The sequence below is a fragment of the Emticicia fontis genome (assembly GCF_054779675.1).
On the sequence record NZ_BAAGXU010000037.1, the window covers coordinates 806,306 to 831,796 of the forward strand.

Consider the following 25,491-nt stretch of genomic DNA (forward strand, 5'->3'; position numbering starts at 1 on the left):
GACTCTGAGGAGACATAAATTTTTTTCTAAGACGATTTTTCTTTAATTTTATCAAACAATAACTGTGTCTAAAACTCTACTCTTTTATGAGAAAATCATTACTTCTATTCTTGTGCTTTGTTCAATTTGCATTATTCTCACAAGAAACAATTTCAATATAATACCGTTAAATAAGTTTATTTCCGATAAATAAATATACATCCACGTATATATGTAGATGAATTAGTTTATATTTTACATTTGAGCCGTACACTTTTTTATAGCGATTTACTTGACAATGTTTTGATTTTTTTTTGTTTTTTCTCATCTAAAAAGTATGTCATATGTTTTAAAATAAACTTTTAGAGAAGATTCGCCAAATCAAAAAGTTGCTAAAAGAGTTATTGTAAAAGTTTTCAAAATAGTAAAAAGAAAAAGTGTACGGTTACAAAATCTTTTTACACAAAATCAATAAAAAGAATAAAAGTTTATACAGCCCCTTAATCAAATTATTGTAGAAATAATTTATTCTCTGATACAGATTTTTCTTTATTTCAAGGAACAGTCTGAATTTGGGCAACACATTATATGAATATTTCTATTGAAAATTGAACTTAATCACTTATCGAATGTCCATGAAAAACAATTTCAAATTTTTAGTCAGACTATTTGCTTCCTGCTTATTTGCTGTAAATGCTACGGCACAAGTGACTGATACTCTGCCGGCCAGGCATCTCACTTTATTTAATAAAGCAATTGACCAGCCAATCCAACGGCACAAGTGGGAAATAAATATCAATCTGATTCCTTTGTTTAAACTACAATCTGCTGACAATTGGAGTTACCCTTATCTAATCAAGCGGAATATCACTAGCGGTACTAATCCTGGAGCAATACGCTTCATGGTCACCCCATACTTTCTTGGAAAAAACCAATCCTTTTTTGCTGATAATACTATCACCTATGCAAATCCCGTAACAAGCTTTTTTCGCCCAGCCGCCACCCTTGGCTATGAATGGCAGAAAATCAGTGGAAGATTTGTGTTTTTCTATGGGGCAGACATTGGCTGGAGGGCAGAAATAAGCAAATTTCGTGACGACAATGCAAAAAAAACTGATGAGAATGGCATTGCTATCACAGGCAAACTCAGTACTAAATCCATTCAAAATGCAGTGATGTTATCTCCTTTAATAGGTGGAAAATATTATCTAAATCATCGTTTTGCTATTTCACTCGAAAGTCAGATAAGGCTGCTTTATGGTAAGAAAGTTCAAACCAGTTCTTTTAATGGAAAGCAGATTTCAAAGGAAATTCTCAAAGAACCGGAAATTGCCTCTTTTGCATATTTTGTATTGAATTTTAGTTACAATTTATAAACCATAAAACAACAAGCTCGTGAAAATCATTTTATCTTATCTCACCTTATTTCTTCTCTTTACAAATTCCCATTTGTATGCTCAACCAACGGATCCAAAGGTTTACGTAAAAGGAACCGAATGCTCCACTCAATACGACGGTGGATGTTTTTACAATCTTGAACCCACTGCCGGATCTTATTCCAGAGTTTATTACTATGTCCCAGTTGTTGTATTCGATCAAACATCGAGTACTGTTCCCTACAATGCCACACAAACGTATGCATGGACTGTGGTTGGAGGAACACTTAATGGTCAGACCACGAATCAACAGATCGGTGTGACATGGAACAACACCGCCAACTATAACATGGGTACTCCTACTAAAACAATTAGGCTAAAAATTACTTTTAGCTGGTTTGATGGAGTTGCTAAAACAAAGGAAATAAACAGCATTATGGCTGCCGGAGGAGGTAATTCAGCACAGCCTATAGAAGTTAAATATATAAGCACCCCAAGCTCTATAACTTTTAATAGTTCTACGTTGAGTAATGGAAATTCGCTACTATACGCATGCGGAACATCCTCCAAAACCGTTTCAGTGCCAGCAGTAACGACAGATCCTTCTGGTTCGCCCGTTACATATTATTTCTATTATCCGTCAGGATGGTCTGGACCAGCCAGTTCGAGTTCCCCATCGGTAACGGTTACTCCGCATATTAGTTCAGGTGGTACAATTGCCGTTGAAGCGAAACGAAACGACAGTAACCTTCGCACAAAAATTTCAATTACAATAACACGCCCCCTTCCTACTACGCCAACACTAAATACTGGTGACATCTTGTTGTGCAACCCACAAACTATCACGGCAACTTCTGCAAATGCAACAAGCTTCAATTGGGTTACGACAGGCGGCATATCCGCAAGTTCTCCTGGTAACACAAGTTCTGCTTACATCACTGGTACATCAGATGGAACAGTCAAAGTTTCAGCATCATCATCGGTATGTGCATATACTACCGGATATAGTGTGGAACGTAATGTAAAAAAGAGTGCTCCCAAACCGTCAGCTCTTGCAGTTTATAATAATATTGGAGGACAACCTGATTTCATGTGCCGTGGCACAGGAATTCAATTGAGTGCTTATACTGATGAGCCAGGAACAAGTTTTGGGAATTGGACGACCAGTGACCCTGCAAATACATATCTATATTATTCGGGAGGAAGTGCCACGTTTAATACTTACATCAACAATTGTTACGGGATAGATGTAACTGCAAGCAACTGTTTCGGGTCTGTTCAAAAAGGCATTACAATTTGCGTTGATGATTGTGGCGCGCGAAGTACGAGTTATACGGTTTTCCCAAACCCGGCTCGTGATGTGATCAATATAGAATTTGACGAATCTAGCGAGGCAACAAATCTGCCAGAAACTATTAAACTTTATTCCGAAACAAGCGGCAAAGAAGTTAAGACAGTAGATACGACTAAAAGTTACTCCGACAATTCCTTCAAGTCTAGTAAGACTTTGTCAATCAAGGTTGATGATCTGCCAAGGGGTACATATTATTTACATTTAGGTAATGCAAAGGGAGACGTCAGGAAGATCCGCATCTTGCTAGAATAAAGGGAGAGATTTTCATCTGGATGAAGAATCCTGTGTCAGCGCATAATCGCTTTGATGCAGGGTTTTTCTTTTTTCAAGATAGCGTTTTTTCTACTATTCTACGCCTCATTTCTCACGCGCAGGATAAAAATCCTTATAAGTTCGGATTATACCCATAAAAGTAGCAAACTGAGCAAAACTATAGACTGCTTTTATCAGGATGGAGCCATTGGGAAACCTGATAATAAAAGAAAAATAGATTTCACTGATGGTAACAACAGCAAAGGCAAGAGCACCTGAAAGAAACCATTGATAGCTACTTTTATTGGTTTTTCGCACAAGAGCCGTGATATATAATAAGGCCAGAAATACCATATAAATCATCGAAGCAAAAAAGTAATCAGACGGGATTTTGTAAAAAACTAGCAGAACAGGTGAAACTATCAAAAGCGTTTGCGCTATTACGCTCAGCAATGCTCTGGCAGAATTTCCGAAAACAGCTTCTTTACGAACAGTCGCGATATAAAAAGAAAAACTCAGCATATATACTACTATAGCCAATACCTTCACAGTGGTATTCCTCACTTCAAGCATAATATCTGCCACTGCCGCCAGAAAAAGCCCGATGCTATAAGTATAGTCTTTGAGTCTGTATTCCCCTTTCCGGCGCAGATAATAAAAAATCAGCAGGCATAATACGGGCAAGGCAGTCAGGAAACTCAGCTTATCTCTGTAAAGCCTGTAACCTACAATTTCAATTAAACAACAGAGTATATAAATCAGTACTAATCTAAACGGCATGCGAAACGCAGTAAAAAAGGTTATATCCGCCAAAAATAAGCTCTTTTTGCCAATTTTGAAAATATATTGATGTAATGGCGGAGGCTCCCGTGTGCGTAGCTATATACGTAGTTGGAGGATTGTATGGGATATTAATGCCCCGGCAGAGTCTCCCGTGTGCTTAAGCCCACATATAGCCAGGGGACTCTGCCGCAAGGGTCTTTGCGTTTTCAGAAGAATCTAAAAGATTGATTGAATTCATCGTTCAAAGCACGTCAGAGCCCTCTGGCTTGGCTTTAGCAATCGCACATGGGAGATTCTGATTAGGTAATAAAAGAGTATTTTGGCTAAAGCCGATTCGGAAGAATGTTTTCCTGTTACCTCCATTTGAAAATGGGGTCTATTGAATGGAATATAGCAAAATTTATGAATCAATTGCCGCCAGCTTTAGCTGCGGACGCCGCGCGGGTGGTGCAGAAAAATAACATCTAATTGGCTTTAGCCAAAACATTTATTTGTTCAGCCCCAAACAAAAAACGCCGGATAACACTGCATTATCCGGCGGCTCAAAAATACGCTATAAAACGCCCTCTGCTACTCACACCCCTTTATTTCGGCCTTAAACACACTCCCTGTCTGTGCCTGAAAAGAGCCTTGCAGGGAGATGCTTTTACCCGCCTGATAGGTGGCGTTTATGCCTGTTGGAATGGTTTGGGTTGAGGTGATACTATCGATAGCTTTGCTTGTGCCGCTGGCGGCAGTGCCGTTTAGAGTAGCTGTGTTTGATACTATTACAATGCTATTGCTGGCCGAACTGGTTTCGTTATTGACGGTACAGGTGGCAGTATAAGTCCCAGGATTACTTACTTCAATGCTATTGACTACCGCTCCTGTCGACCATGTGACGGTTCCGGCACAGTTGGTAGCAGCAAGGGTATAGGTCTGACTTTCACAAAAACTCGTAACTGACTGGCAGATAGAGATTTTTATTGCCCAATAGTCAGTCCATCCCTGTGATGCCTGGCTTTTGTCTCCCGAAATACCAGAAGAAGAAGAACCTGCCAATAAAAAATTTCCGTCAGTGGTGAGCGTAGCAATCGTACCAAAATCACTATTATTCCCTCCAAGTTGCTTATCAAAAATTTTGTTGCCGTTGCTGTTTATTTTTACCACCCAGAAATCTGTTAAATTGGATTGCTCTGTTTTGTCTCCTGCAATACCTGAATTTGAATCTCCACATAATAAAAAACTCCCGTCAGGCGTAGCCAGTATTGAGGTTAAGTTATCGCTGGCAAAGCTGCCAAAGCGTTTGTCCCATAGTTTATTGCCCATATCATCTATTTTTACTACCCAGTAATCACTCCAGCCTCGTGAATTCTCAGTTTTATCACCATCATTCGGCGACTCGGAAGTACCGGCTAGTATGTATCTGTTGTCATGTGTCATAATTACCATGGCCAGCATATCAGACCCACTACCGCCAAAGCGTTTATCCCAGATTTTATTGCCCAGGCTATCTATTTTTACTACCCAGTAATCATAATTTCCTCTTGTCGATTCCGTTCTGTCACCGGAGATATCCGAATCAGAATAGCCGCCTAATAGAAAACCTTTATCAGGGGTTGAAATGACCGACTTATTTACATCAATTCCCGCTCCTCCAAAGCGTTTATCCCACAATTTATTGCCCAGGCTATCAATTTTCACTACCCAATAGTCTGCGATGCCTCTTGAACTTTCAGTTATGTCGCCTGACAGGTCTGATTCAGTAGTGCCGCCCAATAAATATCCGCCATCAGATGTAGCAGCTATCGTATTGAGATCATCCCGACCATTTCCTCCGAAACGTTTATCCCAGATTTTATTGCCATTGGCGTCTATTTTTACTATCCAGTAATCACTATAGCCCATTAAAGATTCAGTTTTGTCGCCAGATATACCAGATGACGAAGTTCCCCCAAGCAGATACCCTCCATTCTTGTCAGGCACAATTACTCTCATAAAATCAAAAAAATCTCCACCAAAGCGCTTATCCCAAACCTTATTGCCACTGTTATCTATTTTTACTATCCAGTAATCGTAAAATCCCTGAGTTGGCTGTGTTTTATCACCTGATTGAGAAGAGTAAGTAAAGCCTCCCATTATATATCCGCCATCTTTAGTATTGATTACATCATATAATTGTTCGTCCACATCTCCACCAAAGGTTTTATCCCAGATTTTAGTAGGAAGCTGACAAACCGCACCCTTAATAACCGGTGCAGCCGGAGGAGACTGAATAGCTCTTGATTTATTACTGGTAGCAATCTGAGCAAGACAAGAAATGGCATTACAAAAGCCAAGCAAAACGAGTACAATTTTTTTCACAATAGTGCTAGATATAAGGTTTAAAAACTTTTTAGCCTGAAATAACTCAACAACAAAAATAAAAAAACGCCAGATAAAACAAAACTGCATTATCCGGCGGCTCAAAGATACGCTATAAAACGCCCTCTGCTACTCACATCCCTTTATTTCGGCCTTAAATACACTCCCTGTCTGTGCCTGAAAAGAGCCTTGCAGGGAGATGCTTTTCCCTGCCTGATAGGTGGCGTTTATGCCTGTTGGAATGGTTTGGGTTGAGGTAATAGTGCCGGAAGCATTGTTTGTGCCACCGGTAGCGGTTCCACTCAAGCTGACAGTACTTTCTGCAATCACGATAGGATTGCTCTGGGCGCTCATTTCGTTGTCGGCAAAGCAGGTGGCGTAATAAGTACCGGGTGTACTGACTGAGATGCTATTGGCTACCACACCAGTCGACCAGATAACTGCTCCCGCACAACCTGATGCCTCCAGACTGATGCTCTGGCCCGCACAAAAATTACTGGTAGGTTGGCAGGTATTGATTTTGAATAACCAGTAATCTCCTCGCAGTGGTGTCGTTATATCACCTGAGATAGGAGAATTACTCGCGCCTGCTATCAGATATTCTCCATTGCCTGTTCTGATTATTTTTTTGAAATCATCACGGCTGGTGCCGCCAAAGCGCTTGTCCCAGCTTTTGTTGCCGTTGGCATCTATTTTCAGTAACCAGCCGTCGAATGTGGTTTCATAAGTGGTGTAGTTATAAGGAGCTTCCGTTTTATCACCCGAAATATCTGACTTACTCGAACCTGCCATAATAAACCCACCATCTTCTGTCGCTATCATATCATTCAGATAGTCGTAATTATTGCCGCCGTAGCGCTTATCCCATAGTTTATTGCCATTGGCATCAATCTTTACCACCCAGAAATTGGCATAACCGTAGTTTGCCTGCGTTTTGTCGCCAGATATAGGTGAGTTAGACCATCCACCTAATACATAGCCGCCATCACCACTTGGAACGATACGAGAGATATAATCAAACATATTACCACCCAAGGTTTTATCCCAGATTTTATTCCCATTCCCATCTACTTTTACTATCCAGTAATCTTCACTTCCGCGCCCCCCTTCCGATTTATCGTATGACTTCGCAGAATTAGATGAGCCACCTAATACATAGCTACCATCACCGGTAGCGGTCATGGTTAGCATCTGGTCATCTCCTATACCACCTAATTGTTTATCCCACTGTTTGTTTCCGTTGGCATCTATTTTCAGGAGCCAGTAATCGAAGTATCCATAAGATGTTTGTGATTTTTCATTCCCTGCATAAGAAGCAGAGGAGCCGCCCATAAGATACCCACCATCGGGGGTTGGGAGTACAGACGCGAGCAATTCTGAGTTTTCAGAACCGTATCCTCTATCCCATTGTTTATTGCCGTTCGCATCTATTTTTATTACCCAAAAGTCTTTACTACCTCTGTTAGACGCAGTTTTTTCTCCCGAAACGTCTGTATCAGAATGGCCGAATAGCATAAAACCTCCATCATTGGTTTGGTGCAGCGTACAAAAAAACTCCGAATTATTGCCTCCATACGTTTTGTCCCACAGCTTGTTGCCATTGGCATCTACCCGTAGCACCCAGAAGTCTTCCAAGCCTCGGGTTGGCTCGGTTTTATCTACACCACCATATTCTGCACCATTCCCTCCCATGATATATCCACCATCATTCAGGGATAAAATCATAACTAAGCTCCCACCACCATAGCGTGCTTCCCAGGTTTTTACAGGTTTTTTTTCGCACACTTTGCCCGTAACGACAGGAGCAGGAGGGGTGGCATTAGTCAGCTGAGCAAATAAGTCAAGCGTATAAGTAAAACAAATGATAAGTAGTATAAATTTTTTCAAGATAGAGTTTGGCATGCGCTTAAAAACTTTTTAGTCTGATATAATTTAATGGCAAATGTACAAAAAATAAAAACGCCGGATAAACAAACTGCATTATCCGGCGGCTCAAAGATACGCTGCAAAATTCCCGTTAATGTCGCGGCAGAGTCTCCCGTGTGCTTAAGCCCACATATAGCCAGGGGACTCTGCCGCAAGGGTCTTTGCGTTTTCAGAAGAATCTAAAAATTGATTGAATTCATCGTTCAGAGCCACTCAGAGCCCTCTGGCTTGGCTTTAGCAATCGCACAGGGGAGATTCTGATTAGGTAATAAAAGAGTATTTTGGCTAAAGCCGATTCGGAAGAATGTTTTCCTGTTACCTCCATTTGAAAATGGGGTCTATTGAATGGAATATAGCAAAATTTATGAATCAATTGCCGCCAGCTTTAGCTGCGGACGCCGCGCGGGTGGTACTGAAATAACATCTAATAGGCTTTAGCCGAATGAGTTTCTATGCCCCGGCTGAGTCCCCTGGCTTGGCTTTAGCAATCGCATACGGGAGACTCTGAGTGGACATTAGAACTAATTGGCTTTAGCCAAAATATCTTTACAGATAGCTAAGGTAAAATGGATAGCCAGCCCTTTATTCATTAATTCTGCAACTCAAATTTCTTGCTATAATCTTCTTTTGCTTTAAAATGTCCCGTTTGATTATCATAAAGAAAAATAAACTCTACCGGAATTTTCCTGAAAGGATGGTCAACTGAATAACGTACGGTTTTCCCATTTATAATTTCTACGTCAAACCATCTTCCCTCTTTCGTTACGCCTTCAATAAATACGCGATTACCATGAAAAGAAATATCGTTGAAACCATCTTTATTAAAATCCTTAATCTTCAATTTTAACTCGTTCGGTTCATATACCCACGAGTCCTCCTCCGCATCATACGTTTTTACCTTATAGGCATAGTATCCCTCATATACATTTTCTAACGTATCTGCCGATACCTTATAAAGTTGGTGCCCGCCATTTCCTCTTGCCGTTGCTGTCACAGTCAATAAAAACGGCAATTGGTTCGGCAAAATCTTCACAAATTCATATCGTTCTTTAGACAGTAGCTTTAGCAGTTTTCCATCCGTTGTCAGAATAAATTGATATGCCCACGGATATTCAACCGTTGCTCCTGCTCCCCAATAATACTCAATCAAAATAAAGTCTTTTTCAGAGCCATAGATTTTTACCTTTTTAAAGGCAGTAATTTTTTCGCGCGCTGTTTGAATCGGGCTTTCGTATACTTTAAGATCAAAAGTTTCTCTGAGTTCAGCGATAAACTGAGCAGTATCCTTTATTATCGGGAAATCTGCCATCGGTTTAAATATTTTTTCTGTTTTCTGCCCGGTTTTCAGAACTTTGAGTTTTTCATCTTTGGATGCCTTTTTTTCAGCACAGCCCACAGCCGCCAGAACCAGAATTGTCCCTATAAATAGTATCTTCATATATTGACTGATATTTAAGAAGAATCTACTGAATGGTCGTTTGCATATTCCAAAGCCCGAAAATAGTAAAGATAATCTAACGCTTTGAATTTTGATAAATTGTTTATTCAATCAATTGCCACCAGCTTTAGCTGCGGACGCCGCTGAAATATATCACCTAATTGGCTTTAGCCAAATCAGTTTCAACTTAATGCCCTGGCAGAGTCTCCCGTGTGCTTAAGCCCACATATAGCTATGGGACTCTGCCGCAAGGGTCTTTGCGTTTTCAGAAGAATCTAAAAGATTGATTGAATTCATCGTTCAAAGCCAGTCAGAGCCCTCTGGCTTGGCTTTAGCAATCGCACAGGGGAGATTCTGACTGGACATTAAACATAATTTTTCTAACCAAACGCAATCCAATAGCTTTTTTGGCAATTCATATTCAAGTCCACACTTCCCCAAATCCAGAAAAGTGTCTTTCGTTTTTTTGTTTTCTTCAATCAATCGTAAAGCTAATTCAGACATAGCAAAAAGGTTAATAGGGGTTAGGTATAAATCTGCTTCTCAAAAATAGGTATTTAATTGAATATTTCAGGTGCCTTAAAATAAAAAAACAGCCCTTTTAAGGCTGTTGGGGTTTAATACCGAGGCTCTTGAATCAATTGCCGCCAGCTTTAGATAGGCTCACTTATTACCGGAATGTGTCTGCAAATAGTCAATTAAAGCATTATACAATGGATAAAAAACACCCTGATCGCTTGGATAGGCAAGTCGCATTTCGGAAACAAATAAATATTCACCCGTTTTAGGATTAAATAGTTTTAATTGTGCAAAAACCTGCCCATCTCTTGGTACTGATAACATGGTTAAATATAAAAAAGGCTTGTATTTTTTAGCAGCATTACTTAAACCTATCAAACTATTAATGGTCGGAATTTCACTTTGAAGATTTTGAGCAATAATTTTTTGTTCCATTTCCTCAAAACTAATCACCTCGTCAAAAAACTTTAAGTTTTTAGTCATTCCAATCAAAAACTGATTATTGGGCACAAGCACAAGACTTTTCAAAGAATCCAGGTTAATTTTATCTTTAGATTCAATAATGGGGGCACTCGAATTAGTTTTAAAATAACCGGTTTTGGGGTCACGTTGACCTACTTTAAAAGTTGTGCAACTAATTACCAGGAAACAGGTTATACTTAAAGAAAAGAGAAAAAGAAGAGGTTTTTTCATATAAAGAATAATTTAAATTTTAGTCACGTTCTGTTTATAATGGGCTAATTTCATAAAACAGAAATTAGCTATGAATCATGGCAAATATACAAACTACCAGCCAACAAAAAAAACAGCCATAAAGCTGTTTACGTTGTTACTGGCTGTTAAAATCCCCCTTTAGGGCGGTCCGCCGCACGGTTAGGGGTTACTCAAACCGCAAATGCTTCACAGACTCCCCTGAATTAGCTAATTCTTCCAACGCATCAATTCCAATCTGTAAGTGGTTTTTTACAAAACTGCCTGTTACTTTTTTGTCGCTTTCTTCGGTTTTTACACCATCCGGCGTCATTGGGCTATCCGATACCAGCAATAATGCACCATGCGGAATCGAGTTCACAAAACCAACAATAAAAATAGTAGCGGTTTCCATATCAATGGCCATCGCACGGATTTCACGCAGATAATCCTTGAAAACCGTATCATGCTCCCACACACGGCGGTTGGTGGTATAGACCGTTCCGGTCAGGTAATCCAGCTCGTGTTTCTTAATCATCGAGCTAACGGCCCTCTGTAAACGAAACGACGGTAGTGCCGGAATCTCCGGGCGCGCATAATCATTACTTGTTCCCTCGCCACGAATGGCCGCAATCGGCAGAATCAGGTCTCCCACACGTGTTGTTTTTTTCAAACCACCGCATTTACCCAAAAACAATACCGCCTTAGGCATAATCGCCGAGAGTAAATCCATCACCGTAGCAGCCATCGCACTCCCCATCCCAAAATTAATGATGGTAATGTTGCCATGCGAAGCCGTTTGCATAGGTTTATCTTTGCCTTTCACTTCTACTCCGTGCATCTCGGCAAACATATCTACGTAATTATGAAAATTCGTCAATAAAATATACGGTTTAAACTCCGATAGGGCAGTACCGGTGTATCTGGGAAGCCAGTTTGCAACAATCTCTTCTTTTTTCTCCATAATAAATCTATTTTTGTTTTAAAATTAGGTGAATTATCCGAACCCGAATAGGGGAGTCGATAATTTAACGCTTTGTTAATTTGAAAAGATGATACAGCTAAACCTACCACCTTTCGAACACAAAATTAAGGAAATTGAGGGAAAAATCTGCATTTTTGATACTATACGTCGAAAATACCTCGTTCTCACGCCCGAAGAGTGGGTCAGGCAACACTTTGTGCACCTGCTCATCAACCATTACCAATATTCCAGAAGCCTCATCCGCCTCGAAGGCGGCCTTAAATACAACCAGCTACAAAAACGCTCCGACATCGTCATTTTCGATAACGACGGCCAACCATTCCTCCTGATCGAATGCAAAGCCCCCGAAGTGCCTATCAATCAGGCAGTGATCGAACAGGCCTCCCGTTATAATCATACGCTCAAATGTCGGCATATTGCTATCACCAATGGGTTGAAGACCTTTTGTTTTGAGATTGACTTCGTTACGCAGGGTTTCAGGCAATTGCAGGATATACCGAGGAGAATGGTTTGATAAAATTTTTTAACCACAGAGTTTAACCGTGAAACCCCGTGCTAAACTCTGTGTTACTCCGTGGTTAAATATATTGCCAACTAGCTATCCCCTTCAATCACAACCACTTACAAAAAAATATTTCCACTATACTTTTCATTCTAATCAAAAATCACTACCTTTGCACCCTCATTTTTGAGAACAAATCTTTAATTTTAATTAAACACTGTTTTTAGTATGTTTCAAAACCAGTATGAGACAGTTTTCATTCTAACTCCCGTTTTATCTGAAACCCAGATAAAGGAAGCTGTCGACAAATTCAAAAAAACATTAACTGATAATGGTGCTGAGTTAGTTCACGAAGAGCATTGGGGTCTTCGCAAATTAGCATATACCATTCAGCACAAGAATACGGGTTATTATCAGTTGTTCCAGTACAAAGCCGATGCGAAAATCGTAGCAGTATTGGAAACCGATTTCAAACGTGATGAGCGTGTTATGCGTTATTTGACTACCAAACTAGACAAATATGCTCTTGACTATAGCGACCGCCGTAGCAAAGGCCAGATCGGAAAGAAAAATGTAGAACCAGCTAAAGCTGACAAAGCAGAAGCCACAACCGAAGAAAACGCATAATGAGAAATAACACAATGTCATTGGTAAACGATCCTGTAGACAGAAAAGATACAGCTCGTAAAAAATATTGCCGCTTCAAAAAAGCAGGTATCAAATTTGTAGATTACAAAGACCCGAATTTCTTATTGAAATTTGTGAATGAGCAAGGTAAAATCCTTCCTCGTCGTCTGACGGGCAATAGCCTTAAATTCCAACGCAAAGTTTCGGTAGCCATCAAACGTGCTCGTCACCTGGCCCTATTACCATTCGTAGCAGACGGATTGAAATAATTAGCGAATTAGCGGATTAGTGAATTAGCGAATATTTTGCTCAAATTCACCCGCGCGGCGCCGCATTCGCCATTCGCCATTCACTCATTCACAATTATTAAAATGGAAATAATATTAAAAACTGATATAGTAGGGTTAGGCTACAAAAATGACGTGGTTGCAGTAAAACCAGGTTATGCCCGTAACTACCTTATTCCGCAGGGCTTTGCACAATTAGCCACTGCGTCGAATCGTAAGGTTTTAGCAGAAAACCTTAAACAAGTGGCTCACAAAGCCGAGAAAATCAAAACTGAAGCTTTAACTATAGCAGAAGCAATCAGCACTATCGAAATCACTATCCCGATGAAAACCGGTGAAAGTGGTCGTATCTTCGGTCGTGTAACTAACACACAGGTGGCTGATGCCTTGAAAGATAAAGGTTTCGACATCGACCGTAAGAAAATCGCTTTAGAAGATATCAAAAACGTAGGCGAATACGTAGCTATCGTTGACCTTCACAAAGAAGTGAAACAAAAAGTAACTGTAAAAGTAGTTGCTGAAGCGTAATCGTATCAGATACGGTATATTAAAAAAGGTCTTTCTCGTCAGAGGAAGGCCTTTTTTGTTGGTATATAATCAAATTTAATTGAATTCCCCAACCTGATGAAGCGCATGAGGTGGTTTATGTAACAGGATAGGCGAGAGCCTATCCTGTTTTTTATATCCTATCCTTATAAGTCCGAAACCCAAAAGATTTCAACAACTGAAATTCATCATTCTCTTTCCAGATACCGATAGATGGAAGTCCTACACCGTTGAAAGTCGTAGTCTTTACCATTGTGTAGTGTATCATATCATCAAACACAACCGTATCACCGATTTTCAAAGGCTGGTCGAAAGAGTAATCTCCCATAAAATCACCTGCCAGACAAGTCATGCCGCCCATGCGGTAAGTTGGTTTACCTTGTACAGCATCGGTAGCTCCCCAGATACGTGGTTTGTAGGGCATTTCAAGCGTATCGGGCATGTGAGCGGCAAAAGATACGTCTAAGATGGCTACATCAATGCCTTGGGCATCAACAATATCCAGAACCGTTGAGACTAAGTAACCCGTTTGCCAGCCGATAGCCGAGCCCGGCTCCAGAATCACCTCAATATTATAGGTTTCTCTCAGGCGTTTAATCTGTTTGATGAGGTGGGCATGGTCGTATCCCTCGCGAGTCATTAAATGTCCACCACCCAGATTCAACCATTTAATCTGATGCAATAAATCACCGAATTTCTCTTCGATATGCACCAGCGTTCGCTCCAAGGTATAAGAATCATTCTCACAAAGCGTATGCGAGTGCAAACCTTCAATGCCCTCGGGCAGTTTCTCGCCCAATAAATCACGGGTAATACCCAAGCGCGACCCCGGAATACAAGGGTTATACATATCAGTAGACACCTCGGCATATTGCGGATTAATTCTCAATCCACACGAGATTTTTCTACGATTCTTTTCAATCTGTGGCTTAAACTGATTCCATTGGTTCAATGAATTGAAAGTAATATGGCTGCTATAACGCATCATATCGGCAAACTCACTGGGTTTATAAGCCGGGCAATACGTATGCGCCAGACAACCCATTTCTTCTACAATCAGGCGGGCCTCATTCAACGAGCTGGCCGTAGCACCTGAAAGGTATTTGGCTACTGTCGGAAAAGTGGCATACATCGAAAACCCTTTCAGGGCCAGAATAATCTGCGCGCCTGATTCGGTCTGTACACGGTTTAGTAATTCAAGATTCCGGCGTAATAGTTTTTCTTCTAAAACATAAGACGGCGACGGGATTTTAGCTATATCAATGGGCATTTTCTGAAATAAATCTATTTACCCACAAAATTACTCATTTTCTATCAGATTAAAGGGATTTGATTGGGTTTGCAGAAATATAATATAGTCTAATGTTTGTATGGTGTGGCATCAAATGCATAATAGAGATATTTTGGCTAAAGCCAGTAGGATGATACAATTTGTTAAACTCCAGCTAAAGCTGGAGGCAATTGAAAAAAGAAAAATTGAATCAATAGTAACAAGAAAACAATCGTCCTATTTGGCTTTAGCCGAATCTTTCGATAGAACGTTTCATGGGCTGATATTTGATAGCAAAAAAACAGTCCGGACGAAAATCATCCGGACTGTCGGTATTACCTCAAATAAAAAATTTTGACGAAATCGAAATAAGCGCTATTTCGGGGGGCTTCGGGGCATTAATTGTGTGCTCATTTTACTGATCTAATTTAAATGATACTGGTATAGTAAATCGTACTCTCACGTTTCTGCCGTTTTGTTTTCCTGCAATCCATTTTGGCATCAATTTCACGGCTCTTGTTGCCTCTTCATCGCAGCCAAATCCTATTCCTTTCATCACGTGAACATCTGTAATACTACCGTCTTTCTCCACCACAAAACTCATATACACACGTCCTTCTACATTCTGTCTTTGTGCCGCCGACGGGTATTTCAATGTTTTGCCCAAGAATTTATACATTTCATTCACTCCTCCCATAAATGAAGGACTCACTTCTACTGATAAAAATTCTTTATTCTCGTCTTCCACCTCTGCAATCTTCGTTTCAACAGGAGGAGCAACCGGTGGGGGAGTTTCTGCAATACCTTCAGTTTCTTCACCAGGTGTTGTTACGTTACTGATAATCGACTTTTCCATCTCTTCTGGAGTAGGGGGCACTACTTCAACTTCAGGGTTGTTTACCACTTCAGGTGCTACATATCTAATAGTTTGCTTTTGTTCAATTGGTTTTGGCGGTTCGGGTTCAGGAATTTTTTCAACGGGAGGTTGATCTGGTTCTTCAAAATTTTGTAAAATGTATTCATGAGCAATCAGCGTTTTATCATCCTCCTTCTGATGAGCAAAAATGTAAGAAGTAATAAAAAGTGCTGAAAAAGCGGTGATGCCAATCCACATGGCACGATTCACGGTTGAAGTATAAGTCTTACGAAGCTCATAGGCGCCGTAATCTTTGTTTCGGTGCTCGAACAAAATCTCATCGAGCGTCACAGGCACTATTGCCGTCACAGGGGTTTCCATTTTTTGTAAAGTTTAAGTTGAACATTCGTAGCTTTTGTTGGAACTACAATACAACATTAAGAAACAAAATTGATTCCTGCAAGGAAAATCTATAAATATTTAGATAATTATCTAAATATTTATTTTGAAGAAATTTTATGATGAATTTTATAAGATAAAACTGAGGTTTTGAAACGGAAATTATATAAAAGATAGGAGAGGGGCGTTGGCTAATGAGATGTATTGTTAGACGGTTGTCTAAATTTGAATAGGGAAGAAAGTTTTACAATTAAAAGGATTCGCAACGGCCCGTGTCAGCGACTGGAAGTCGCTGTCACAGGATTATGTGTTTAGGAATGAAAAGGAAGCTCGCTTAAAAAAACAAAATATTACAACCCATTATAATAATCCACCACCCGCGCCAGATCATATTCATTTTTAAACGAAATATTCTCTTTCTTGATATACGCCTCTATCTGCTCTTCTTTATCGCTCAATGCTTTTACCACAGAACTTTTCTTCAATTTCGCACGGCTCAACGAGCCATCCGGCTTCTGAATAAAAAACTCTGAATTATCCAGATACTCATCATAGCGGCGGTCGACACTGAAAGCACCTGAATAATTGGCTTTCTGCATCATTTTGCTTACATATTTCAGCAAGGAAGTTTTATTCTTATACAATACCATCAGATAAGCCACAGGCACAGTACCGCCTTCGGTTTTCAAACCTTCAAATTTTACAAACGGATAGCTAATATTATGGGCAGCATCGTTAATAATAAAACCCGTAATCTGTGCGGGATTGACGATGATTGAGTCTCCGACAGAGCGTTTAAATAATACTTCTTTTTTATTAGTATCGTATTTTAAAGGTACACTCTTAGGTGCTTTGGTGTTTTCTTTCACAAACACCAACTGACCCGTAAGCCACTCATCTATAAAATACCTGGAGCCTTTTACGCCTTCGTAGCGTGTATCATAGGCAGCCAGTGTATTCTGGGTTCTACCGGGAGTGCCATCCGAATTTGGTAAATTATTAAAAACCATCGCATCCTGCATTTTATTTTCCTGTGCCAAAAGAGTGGTCACACTAAAAAAGAAGATGGCTGCAAAAGAAATAGCTTTCATTAGATTGTCAGGTTTAAGTAATGCAATATAGCTAAAACGAAAAAAATCCGCCAAATGCTTAGCGGATTTTCTATATATTTTTCTAAACCCCGTGTCAAGGATAACACAGGCCTCTAATCAATATTCATGCGGCAATGCAATATTCACCTGCTCATGCCAAGGTAAACCTTGTGTGTTCAATAAATCCATAAACGGATCCGGATTCAACTCTTCGCAATTCCAAACACCTGGTTTTTGCCATTCAGGGTTAGTCAGCATCAACATCGCGCCAATCATGGCCGGCACACCAGTAGTATACGAAACCGCCTGCGCTCTTACCTCGCGGTAGCACTCGGCGTGGTCGCAGTTATTCCATACATAATAAGTCTTGTCTTTACCTTCTTTGTCAAGACCCTTAATCTGGCAACCGATAGAGGTCTGGCCTGTATAGTTTTCGCCCAAAGTATCAGGCGCAGGCAATACCGCTTTCAGGAACTCCAAAGGCACGATGTCCATACCATTGAATTTCACAGGGTCGATGCGTGTCATACCTACGTTTTGCAATACCTCTAGGTGTGTCAGATACGCCTGTCCGAAAGTCATCCAGAATCTGGCACGTTTCAAAGTCGGGAAGTTTTTCACCAGCGACTCCAATTCCTCATGATACAATACATAAGATTCTTTTGGCCCGATACCCGGATAATCGATTGGTTTATGAATCGACATGGGCGGAATTTCTACCCATTCCCCATTTTCCCAATAACGGCCATTCTGCGTAATCTCACGGATGTTGATTTCAGGGTTAAAGTTGGTGGCGAATGCTTTTCCGTGATTACCTGCATTACAATCGATAATATCAAGGTAGTGCATTTCGCTGAACTGGTGTTTGTTGGCATAGGCACAGTAAACCTGCGTAACGCCCGGGTCGAAACCGCAGCCCAATAGTGCCATCAGACCCGCTTCTTTGAAACGGTCTTGGTACGCCCATTGCCAGCTATATTCAAATTTAGCTACATCTTTTGGTTCATAATTGGCCGTATCAAGATAATGTACCCCTGTCTCCAGACAAGCGTCCATAATCGTTAAATCCTGATAAGGGAGTGCTACGTTGATCACCATTTTAGGCTGAAAGCTCTTAATGAGAGCCACTAATTCAGGCACATTATCGGCATCAACTTTAGCGGTTTGTATTTTTACACCGTGCATTTCCTGAATATCGGCTGCAATTTTATCGCATTTCGATTGGGTACGACTTGCTAATAGAATTTCCGTAAAAACGTGGGAGTTCATGGCACATTTATGCGCCACTACACTGCCGACTCCACCGGCACCAATGATAATTACTTTTGACATTTTTATATATTGGAGGATGAGTAAATATTAGTTAATCAACTAACTAAATCTCTTAAAGTTTAAAACAAGGCGCAAAGATAATATTTTCATAAAAAAGAACGCCCGATTCTGTATTGTTTTTCAGTGAAGATTATTGGCCGAACGATTGTGCTGGCAATAGGATGGTCTATCGGTGTATACAACCCAAAAAATGATATTTGAGAAATACTAATAAAATAGGCGCCTTACCACAGGGCAGAGTTGAATAGTTCTTTTAATCAGATTACGAATGCAAATCTTATTAAAAAAGCTATTCAATCCTGCTGAGTGATTGAGACTTCTCCTTGATTTTCAAATTTAATTACATCCACCTATCTCTGCCTTGAATACCACTCCTGTATCAGCTTTAAAGCTAGGCAGGAGTTCTATTTTCCGGGCCTTGTAGCTTACCTTGGTTCCGGCTCCGCTTATTTTATTGCTAGCCTTAATGCTACCCGTAGCTGCATTTGCTTCTTTGGCCACAAGCCCGGCCAGAATATCATCTGTGGGGCTTACCATCGTCAGGTTTGTAGCGCAAGGCGGTCTGTAAAAAGCCCAGAGTTCCGGACCCAGAGAGCCATTATCGGCAAAAAAATACAGGCGATCACCCGATGGTATCAATACCTTTTTATAATGAGTATTGATAAACACCCCCTGATCATTACCAAGAAAGGCCGCTAAATTTCTCAATGTAAGGCTATCAGAAATCTCAATCGTGCCTGCCTCGGTGCCATCTGATTCCCATAACCTGAAAACCCTGTCGAAGTCCGTTGCAGCTACGGCAAAATATACTTTTCCTTGGGCGGCTGTCATATAATAAGGCCCGGAACTCCCCGGTATATCCTTCACACGTACCGTACCCGCACTGGTGCCGTCTGATTTGAAGAGCTGGCTTCGGTCTGTTAGCTCATCATAGGCAGCAAAGTATAACACACCGTTGTTCTCCACAAGGTTATTCGGCCCCGAACCACGGCTTCCGGTGGCAATGTCTTTCACCATGACAGTACCTGCCGATGTGCCGTCCGATTTCCAGAGTTCTTCGCCATTTTCGGTGGTGATGCCCTGAAAATATAGCGTACCGTTTATCCATGTAAAGTAACAACCACCAGAAGAATACTCGTTCAGCCCACTGCCAGTACCCGGAACAATATCTTTTACTAATACTGTGCCGGCCGTTGAACCATCCGACTTCCAGAGTTCAAATCCGTTAGCATCACTGTATCCACTAAAATAAAGGGTGCCTCCCCCGTTTATCATATAACTATTGCTATAAAAACCAATAGCACTTCCGGGGTTAACATCCTTAACAAGGGTTGTGCCTGCTTCTGTGCCGTCTGATTTCCAGAGTTCGCGACCCAAGGTGGCGTCGGCTGCCATAAAATACAGCAAGCCGTTCATTTCGGTCAGGTTTATCGGAATCGTATTGTCAGTATAGTATGATCCGGGATAAATATCTTTTACCAATACCGTACCCTGGCTTGTGCCATCGGTTTTCCAGAGTTCCCGGCCACTATATGGGTGCGTGGCTATAAAATAGACACTCCCATTAGCCCAGGTCATAAAATTCGGAGTACCTCCCGTAGAACCCTCATAAATATCCTTTACCATCACTGTTCCCTCGGGTGTACCATCAGATTTCCACAGCTCTTCGCCTTTTTCCCGCTCAGTAGCGGCAAAATATAGAGTTCCGTTCATATTGGCAAACCGCCTCGGGTGAGTATAGTAGGGGTCAAAACATTTAAGCTTTACCGTTGAGGCTGTTGTTCCTGTGGTTTTATAGAGGCAGACTCCATACATATTTTGGGCCGTAAAAAACAGGTTTCCACTGCCCATATCAATCATATTTATGTTATCGTAGAGGTTGCCAAAGATTTCAACAGAGCCGAGGTCTTTCTGATAAATAGCATCGTTCAGTGCCTGGGTTGTGCCTGCCAGCGTGCCATCTGTTCTGAAAACCCTCCTCAGGCCTTCGTTTGCATGAGCCTCAAAATAGACCAGATTCCCCACCCGGGTATAGTTTTGGGGTAGGGCGTCGTCACCTCCCGGTCTGATGTCCTTTAAGAGCGTACTGCCTACACCCGTTGTCATGCGCACCTCATCGCCATTTACAGGGTCATAATTAGAAAAAAACAAGCGTGTGCCATCTGTCCCCATCACCCCTTTGTTAAAGCTCTGGCCTGGGTTACTTCTGCGTATATCCGTTACACGCAAAGTTCCGGCTTCGGTACCATCGGTTCGCCAAAGCGCTTCACCATTGGCCGAGGTAGGGTCGTTCGTCACACTAAAGAAAGTATAGGCTCCGGCAGTGATAAAATTGGTCGGGTAACTACCCGCATATGTAGAAGGAGCAATTTCTTTTACTTGAACCGTTCCCGCCAGTGTGCCGTCTGATATCCAGAGTTCTTCGGAGTTTATTCCGTTTACATAAGCCGAAAATAATACGCTATTGTTTCGCGCGTGCAGCTCTTCACGGATATAGGCGAAATCCTTCACCAGAACGGTATTAACCGCAGTACCGTCTGATACCCACAGGTCGTTGCCTGAGGTGCCGGCATTGGCCAGAAAGAAGAGCTTTGTGCCTGCCGCACAAAAACCCGGAAAGTCTTCAATGCCGCTTGCTGAGCCTACCCGCACATCTTTTACAAGCACTGTTCCGGCTTCTGTTCCGTCACTTTTCCAGAGTTCCCTGCCATGCGTGCCATCATCGGCACTGAAATACAAAACCCCATTTACATTCGTCAGGTTTTTGGGCAGGCTATTTTGTGAGCCGGGCCATATATCTTTTACTGGCACGGTTCCGCTTTCTGTCCCGTCCGACTTCCATAGCTCCTGCCCATTAAATAACGAAGCGCCAAAGTATAGTGTCTGATTAATCACCATCAGTTCCTGAATGGTTGACACCTCTTTTAACTGCTGCGTGCCTGCCACTGTGCCGTCTGTTTTCCAGAGCCCTCCGCCTGGATAATTCAATACATTAAAGTACAGTGTATTGCCTATAACGGCAAAATGGAGTTGGTATTCAGAAGAGGTATAATACGAAATTGTTTTGATAAAAGTAGCAGATCCCTGTGGACTTGCATTGGCCTTCCATAGCTCGATGGTGGTGTCTTCGTTTTCTTTGGTAAAATACAAGACCCCATTTACGTCGATCAGCTTATTGCTGAACTGGCTGCTCTGATTGATATTTTTTATAAGGTAGGGTTCCTGACCGGGGCTATCAACAGAAAGCATCATGAGCAATAAAGCCATGATAAGTAAGGATGATTTCATAAGGGTTTGGTTGTAGGGTAATAAGCGTGTTTTATGAAAATATATTTTGGGCAAAAAAATATTGAATAATATTTATTAAGGCAATTATTTTTTATTTAATGGTTATCTCTGGGTAAAATATTTTCGCGATATATGCTTTGTACGGCCCTTTATTCGTTAATATCCATTCGGCTCCCACCCAGTATCGCAACCCCCTCCCAATAGCCGTTAAATAAAAAAACGAACTGATTTTCAGAGAAGATGCATCTTTTTTGAAAAAAAACTCGTTATATCAATAACCAAATCCCAGAAACCTTTGGATAATTATGCAAAAAACTACTAAAACTGAATCACCCGTAAAGCATGCAGAGCTGCTTTTAGTGGGTCTACTGACACTTGTGATTGCTGTTGGACTTTATTTTACGAACGTAAAGTTGTGGTAAGATAAGTTCACTGTTGAGAAAAGACATTCATTGTATTGCCCCCAGGAAATCAGACACTTTCTGGGGGTATTTTTATTGGAGTGGAAACAACTTCTAATTAAAGCCAGAATCGATAAAAGTCGCTTAGTATACTCCAATCCGATTCACCTGCCATTTTCTTATCATGAATACTTCTTCACTAATAGGTTTCTAATTTCTTATTAAATTCTTTGACCAAAATTTCTGATTGCGATTTACCTTGTGCCTGCACAGGCCATGATAATTGCCTTTTGAATCATTAATATATAATAAAAAGATTTTATGAATAATTCCATTTAAAACCTAACCATATGTTAACACGATTTATTTGAAGGGCTTATTATAAGTGGTTAATTTTGAATGAAACACTTTCGCATAGTACTAAAAAAGAAACACAAAATGAAAAAAAATTCACATTAATGGCTCTGCCATTCATTCTTTTTTGCTTGACTCTTCAATCGTGTAAAGATGAATCCACTTTACAACCAGTAGAACAAAAGAAAACTGAAAGCTTATCTGCAATTAACACAACAGAATCTAAAATAGATACTCCTGCCAAGTTAGTTGATTTTTTAGCACCTGATGGTAAAAAGTATTTAGTGTCCAATTCCGATTTAGTAAAACTGAAGAAAATGAAAATCTCTGCTGCGGCTTTTAAAAGAGGAATTGTACCTCATACCATAGCAGGATCTCTATCTCAAATCGGAAATAATGTGAGGTTATATATAGGAGGTTTTTGGCAATATATGGAAGGCTTTTATTTCTGTAAAACCTATACCTCTTCTGCTTCTATTATCGTTGCCGCTGGTTCGTTTGTCTTATTTGATTCAGCAACTTCGGCATCTATACCGGGTAAAATAACAACAGATGTTTCATTTGTTAATACAGGCTCTACAATGACTCAAGCCAGTAGTTTACATACATTTAATACTTATTCAGTTGTTCCGGTGTATAATGTCGCAGGGCAAAGTGTAAGCCAATATGCATTGCCACAGGATTTAACCAGCAATGTTTTTTCTTACTCCATTTATACACCTTAATTTTTAGGTTAATTTATAAAGTTTTATCTTAATTTATAACCAAGTGCTATGTGAAAGCTGTAAGTATTATTGTTTAATTTGATACCTTCACTTTTAATTGAAGGTGTCAAATTAAACATATACTGACCAGTCAGATCAATTCTAAATCTATTAATCTGCTTAGATATACCTATCTCAGGCCTACCTCCAAAATATGCAGTGTTATACTGATAGAAATCATTATAGATAGATGATTTTAATTTCTTATCCCCCAAGAGAATATTAGCAAAAGGACCTGCTCCTAAGAAGATATCTACGACTTTATCTTTAAGAAACAAATACCTGAATGTAGTATTGAGATGTAAATAATTCGCTTCCTCCAGAACATCTGTCTTCCCTGCTCCCATATCAAAAGAATCCTTGCCTTTTATTTGTAAATATCCTATCTGTGAAGATAAATAAATTCTCTTTTTTTGTAGGTAATCTATACCAACAGACATAGAATAAGATGCAGCATTAGGTCTTAAAATATCTAAGCCCAATTTATTACGATAAGAGTTAAAAAGTATACCATTCTCTAATTTAATAGTTTGTCCGAATGAAATGGTTACAGACATAAAAAAAAAATACAAAAAAGTATTTTGGATTCATAACATTGATTGTTTTAGTTGTCACAATAAAAAGTTGTTTATTAAATAAAATTTGCTGAGTTGCTTATGCAGAAGTAATGCTTTTTTTGCTGAAATGATTTTTACGAATAATAAAAATCAAATTTTTTAGTCTTTTGCACCTATTATCAGTTCTTATAATATCAAAAGCAAGTACATTTTTATTTAATACTTTTCCAAATTCTTTCTGTAAAGATATTATTAATAATGCTGCGCTTACCTTACAACCCGACCAAAAAAATAAGCCCGATACAGTACCGGGCTCATTCTTAATTATTAAATCTATTTAATAGTCCAGAAAGGACTTTTTGCCTACTCCAGAGCTGCCACACCCGGCAAAGTTTTGCCTTCCATATATTCAAGCAAGGCACCACCACCCGTCGATACATAAGATACGCGGTCGCCATAACCGGCATTGTTTACCGCCGAGGCCGAATCACCGCCACCAATCAACGAGAACGCACCGTTTTCTTCAGTAGCTTTTACCACCGCTTCTGCAATCGCATTGGTACCTGTAGCAAAATTTGGGAACTCAAAAACGCCCATCGGACCATTCCAAAGAATCGTTTTTGATTTCTCAAGAATCTCGGTGAAAGTTTTGATTGTTTCAGGGCCAATATCCAGACCTTCCCAATCAGCCGGAATCTGTCCGGTTTTTACTGTTTGTCTGTTCGCATCATTCGAAAACGCATCTGCACAAACATTGTCTGATGGCAATACCAGGTTCACACCCTTCGCTTTTGCTTTTTCGATCAGCTCTAATGCCAACGGTTGTTTATCTGCTTCCAACAATGATTTGCCGATTTCGCCGCCTTGTGCTTTTGTAAAAGTATAGGTCATTCCACCGCCGATAATCAGGTTGTCTACTTTATCCAATAAGCGTTCGATGATTAAGATTTTATCAGAAATCTTGGCTCCACCCATAATCGCCGTAAACGGACGCTCAGCGTGGTCAAGGATTTTCTTCGCATTATCAATTTCAGCCTGCATCACATATCCGCAAACACGGTCTTCGAAGAACTGGCCTATAACCGCCGTAGAAGCGTGTGCACGGTGCGCAGTTCCGAAAGCGTCGTTCACCCATACATCACCCAGTTTCGATAATTTTTCTGCAAAGGCTACATCACCTTTTTCTTCTTCTTTATAAAAACGGAGGTTTTCAAGTAATAATACTTCGCCTGGTTTCAGGCTTGCTGCTTGTTCAGCAGCCGAGTCTCCGATACAATCGTCAGCAAATTTTACCTGTAATCCTAGTATAACCGAAAGCGGATTTACCAGGTGTTTCAATGAATACTTCTCAGTAGGGCCATCTTTCGGGCGACCTAAGTGAGACATTAAAATACACGAACCACCATCTTTCAGAATCTTCTTGATTGTGGGTATTGTAGCAGTAATACGAGTGTCATCTGTGATTTCGTATTTTTCGTTCAGAGGCACATTGAAGTCAACTCTAATGAGGGCTTTTTTGCCCGAGAAATCATAAGTATCTAATGTTTTCATCATTGATAGATAGAGAGTGAG

21 protein-coding genes are annotated in these 25,491 nt (G+C 40.4%); 7 read left to right on the forward strand and 14 right to left on the reverse strand.

Translation table 11 applies throughout. The features are described 5' to 3' along the window. Positions 1-788 precede the first annotated feature (788 nt). Positions 789-1,355: a hypothetical protein gene (locus ACYVFA_RS19370; RefSeq protein WP_460473506.1), complete on the forward strand. Its 567-nt coding sequence runs from the start codon at positions 789-791 to the stop codon at positions 1,353-1,355. Positions 1,356-1,374: 19 nt separating this feature from the next. Then, positions 1,375-2,961 carry a T9SS type A sorting domain-containing protein gene (locus tag ACYVFA_RS19375; protein WP_460473507.1) on the forward strand — a complete coding sequence of 529 codons (1,587 nt, stop codon included), beginning with the start codon at positions 1,375-1,377 and terminating at the stop codon, positions 2,959-2,961. Positions 2,962-3,066: 105 nt separating this feature from the next. Here the strand turns inward: ACYVFA_RS19375 and ACYVFA_RS19380 are convergent, their stop codons facing one another. The 7 genes from ACYVFA_RS19380 to ACYVFA_RS19410 form a co-directional block, all read right to left on the reverse strand. Continuing rightward, on the reverse strand, positions 3,067-3,741 hold the full coding sequence (locus ACYVFA_RS19380) for a lysoplasmalogenase (protein WP_460473508.1): 675 nt from the start codon (positions 3,739-3,741) through the stop codon (positions 3,067-3,069). Between the two features lie 573 nt (positions 3,742-4,314). After that, complete coding sequence (locus ACYVFA_RS19385; RefSeq protein WP_460473509.1) at positions 4,315-6,087, reverse strand: 3-coathanger stack domain-containing protein; 1,773 nt, start codon at positions 6,085-6,087, stop codon at positions 4,315-4,317. Positions 6,088-6,216: 129 nt separating this feature from the next. Next, positions 6,217-7,989, reverse strand: a complete 1,773-nt coding sequence (locus ACYVFA_RS19390; RefSeq protein ID WP_460473510.1) for a 3-coathanger stack domain-containing protein — start codon at positions 7,987-7,989, stop codon at positions 6,217-6,219. A gap of 613 nt (positions 7,990-8,602) precedes the next feature. Continuing rightward, complete coding sequence (locus ACYVFA_RS19395; protein ID WP_460473511.1) at positions 8,603-9,451, reverse strand: hypothetical protein; 849 nt, start codon at positions 9,449-9,451, stop codon at positions 8,603-8,605. 300 nt (positions 9,452-9,751) lie between these two features. Continuing rightward, the gene (locus tag ACYVFA_RS19400) at positions 9,752-9,955 is read right to left on the reverse strand and encodes a hypothetical protein (RefSeq protein ID WP_460473512.1); all 204 of its coding nucleotides are present in this window, start codon (positions 9,953-9,955) and stop codon (positions 9,752-9,754) included. A gap of 159 nt (positions 9,956-10,114) precedes the next feature. Beyond that, positions 10,115-10,663: a hypothetical protein gene (locus ACYVFA_RS19405; protein WP_460473513.1), complete on the reverse strand. Its 549-nt coding sequence runs from the start codon at positions 10,661-10,663 to the stop codon at positions 10,115-10,117. Positions 10,664-10,850: 187 nt separating this feature from the next. After that, complete coding sequence (locus ACYVFA_RS19410) at positions 10,851-11,624, reverse strand: AMP nucleosidase (protein WP_460473514.1); 774 nt, start codon at positions 11,622-11,624, stop codon at positions 10,851-10,853. 88 nt (positions 11,625-11,712) lie between these two features. Here ACYVFA_RS19410 and ACYVFA_RS19415 point away from each other — a divergent pair, with 88 nt between their 5' ends. The 4 genes from ACYVFA_RS19415 to rplI all read left to right on the forward strand — a co-directional run bounded on the left by ACYVFA_RS19415 (position 11,713) and on the right by rplI (position 13,589). After that, positions 11,713-12,159, forward strand: a complete 447-nt coding sequence (locus ACYVFA_RS19415) for a type I restriction enzyme HsdR N-terminal domain-containing protein (protein WP_460473515.1) — start codon at positions 11,713-11,715, stop codon at positions 12,157-12,159. Between the two features lie 216 nt (positions 12,160-12,375). Further along, entirely contained in the window at positions 12,376-12,774 is a 399-nt protein-coding gene (gene rpsF, locus ACYVFA_RS19420) for a 30S ribosomal protein S6 (protein WP_460473516.1), read from the forward strand. Positions 12,775-12,788: 14 nt separating this feature from the next. Continuing rightward, positions 12,789-13,043, forward strand: a complete 255-nt coding sequence (gene rpsR, locus ACYVFA_RS19425; RefSeq protein ID WP_116982542.1) for a 30S ribosomal protein S18 — start codon at positions 12,789-12,791, stop codon at positions 13,041-13,043. 102 nt (positions 13,044-13,145) lie between these two features. Next, positions 13,146-13,589 (forward strand): bL9 family ribosomal protein, encoded by a 444-nt coding sequence (gene rplI / locus ACYVFA_RS19430; RefSeq protein WP_460473517.1) that lies wholly within the window; start codon positions 13,146-13,148, stop codon positions 13,587-13,589. A 151-nt stretch (positions 13,590-13,740) separates the two neighbouring features. On the opposite strand, the gene nspC is transcribed toward rplI, so the two are convergent. From nspC to ACYVFA_RS19455, 5 genes are all read right to left on the reverse strand, one after another. Beyond that, entirely contained in the window at positions 13,741-14,877 is a 1,137-nt protein-coding gene (gene nspC, locus ACYVFA_RS19435; RefSeq protein ID WP_460473518.1) for a carboxynorspermidine decarboxylase, read from the reverse strand. A gap of 415 nt (positions 14,878-15,292) precedes the next feature. Beyond that, on the reverse strand, positions 15,293-16,114 hold the full coding sequence (locus ACYVFA_RS19440; RefSeq protein ID WP_460473519.1) for an energy transducer TonB: 822 nt from the start codon (positions 16,112-16,114) through the stop codon (positions 15,293-15,295). A gap of 368 nt (positions 16,115-16,482) precedes the next feature. After that, complete coding sequence (locus ACYVFA_RS19445; protein WP_460473520.1) at positions 16,483-17,223, reverse strand: hypothetical protein; 741 nt, start codon at positions 17,221-17,223, stop codon at positions 16,483-16,485. 117 nt (positions 17,224-17,340) lie between these two features. Further along, entirely contained in the window at positions 17,341-18,555 is a 1,215-nt protein-coding gene (locus tag ACYVFA_RS19450) for a saccharopine dehydrogenase family protein (RefSeq protein ID WP_460473521.1), read from the reverse strand. Positions 18,556-18,891: 336 nt separating this feature from the next. Next, positions 18,892-21,843, reverse strand: coding sequence for an ELWxxDGT repeat protein (locus tag ACYVFA_RS19455; RefSeq protein WP_460473522.1), 2,952 nt, complete (start codon positions 21,841-21,843; stop codon positions 18,892-18,894). Positions 21,844-22,639: 796 nt separating this feature from the next. Here ACYVFA_RS19455 and ACYVFA_RS19460 point away from each other — a divergent pair. After that, on the forward strand, positions 22,640-23,323 hold the full coding sequence (locus tag ACYVFA_RS19460; protein WP_460473523.1) for a hypothetical protein: 684 nt from the start codon (positions 22,640-22,642) through the stop codon (positions 23,321-23,323). 23 nt (positions 23,324-23,346) lie between these two features. Here ACYVFA_RS19460 and ACYVFA_RS19465 read toward each other — a convergent pair whose 3' ends face one another. Together ACYVFA_RS19465 and ACYVFA_RS19470 are read right to left on the reverse strand one after the other, a co-directional pair. Next, the gene (locus tag ACYVFA_RS19465; RefSeq protein ID WP_460473524.1) at positions 23,347-23,919 is read right to left on the reverse strand and encodes a hypothetical protein; all 573 of its coding nucleotides are present in this window, start codon (positions 23,917-23,919) and stop codon (positions 23,347-23,349) included. Positions 23,920-24,282: 363 nt separating this feature from the next. Beyond that, a complete protein-coding gene (locus tag ACYVFA_RS19470; RefSeq protein WP_460473550.1) occupies positions 24,283-25,470 on the reverse strand; it encodes a phosphoglycerate kinase in 1,188 nt (395 codons plus the stop codon). Positions 25,471-25,491 lie beyond the last annotated feature (21 nt).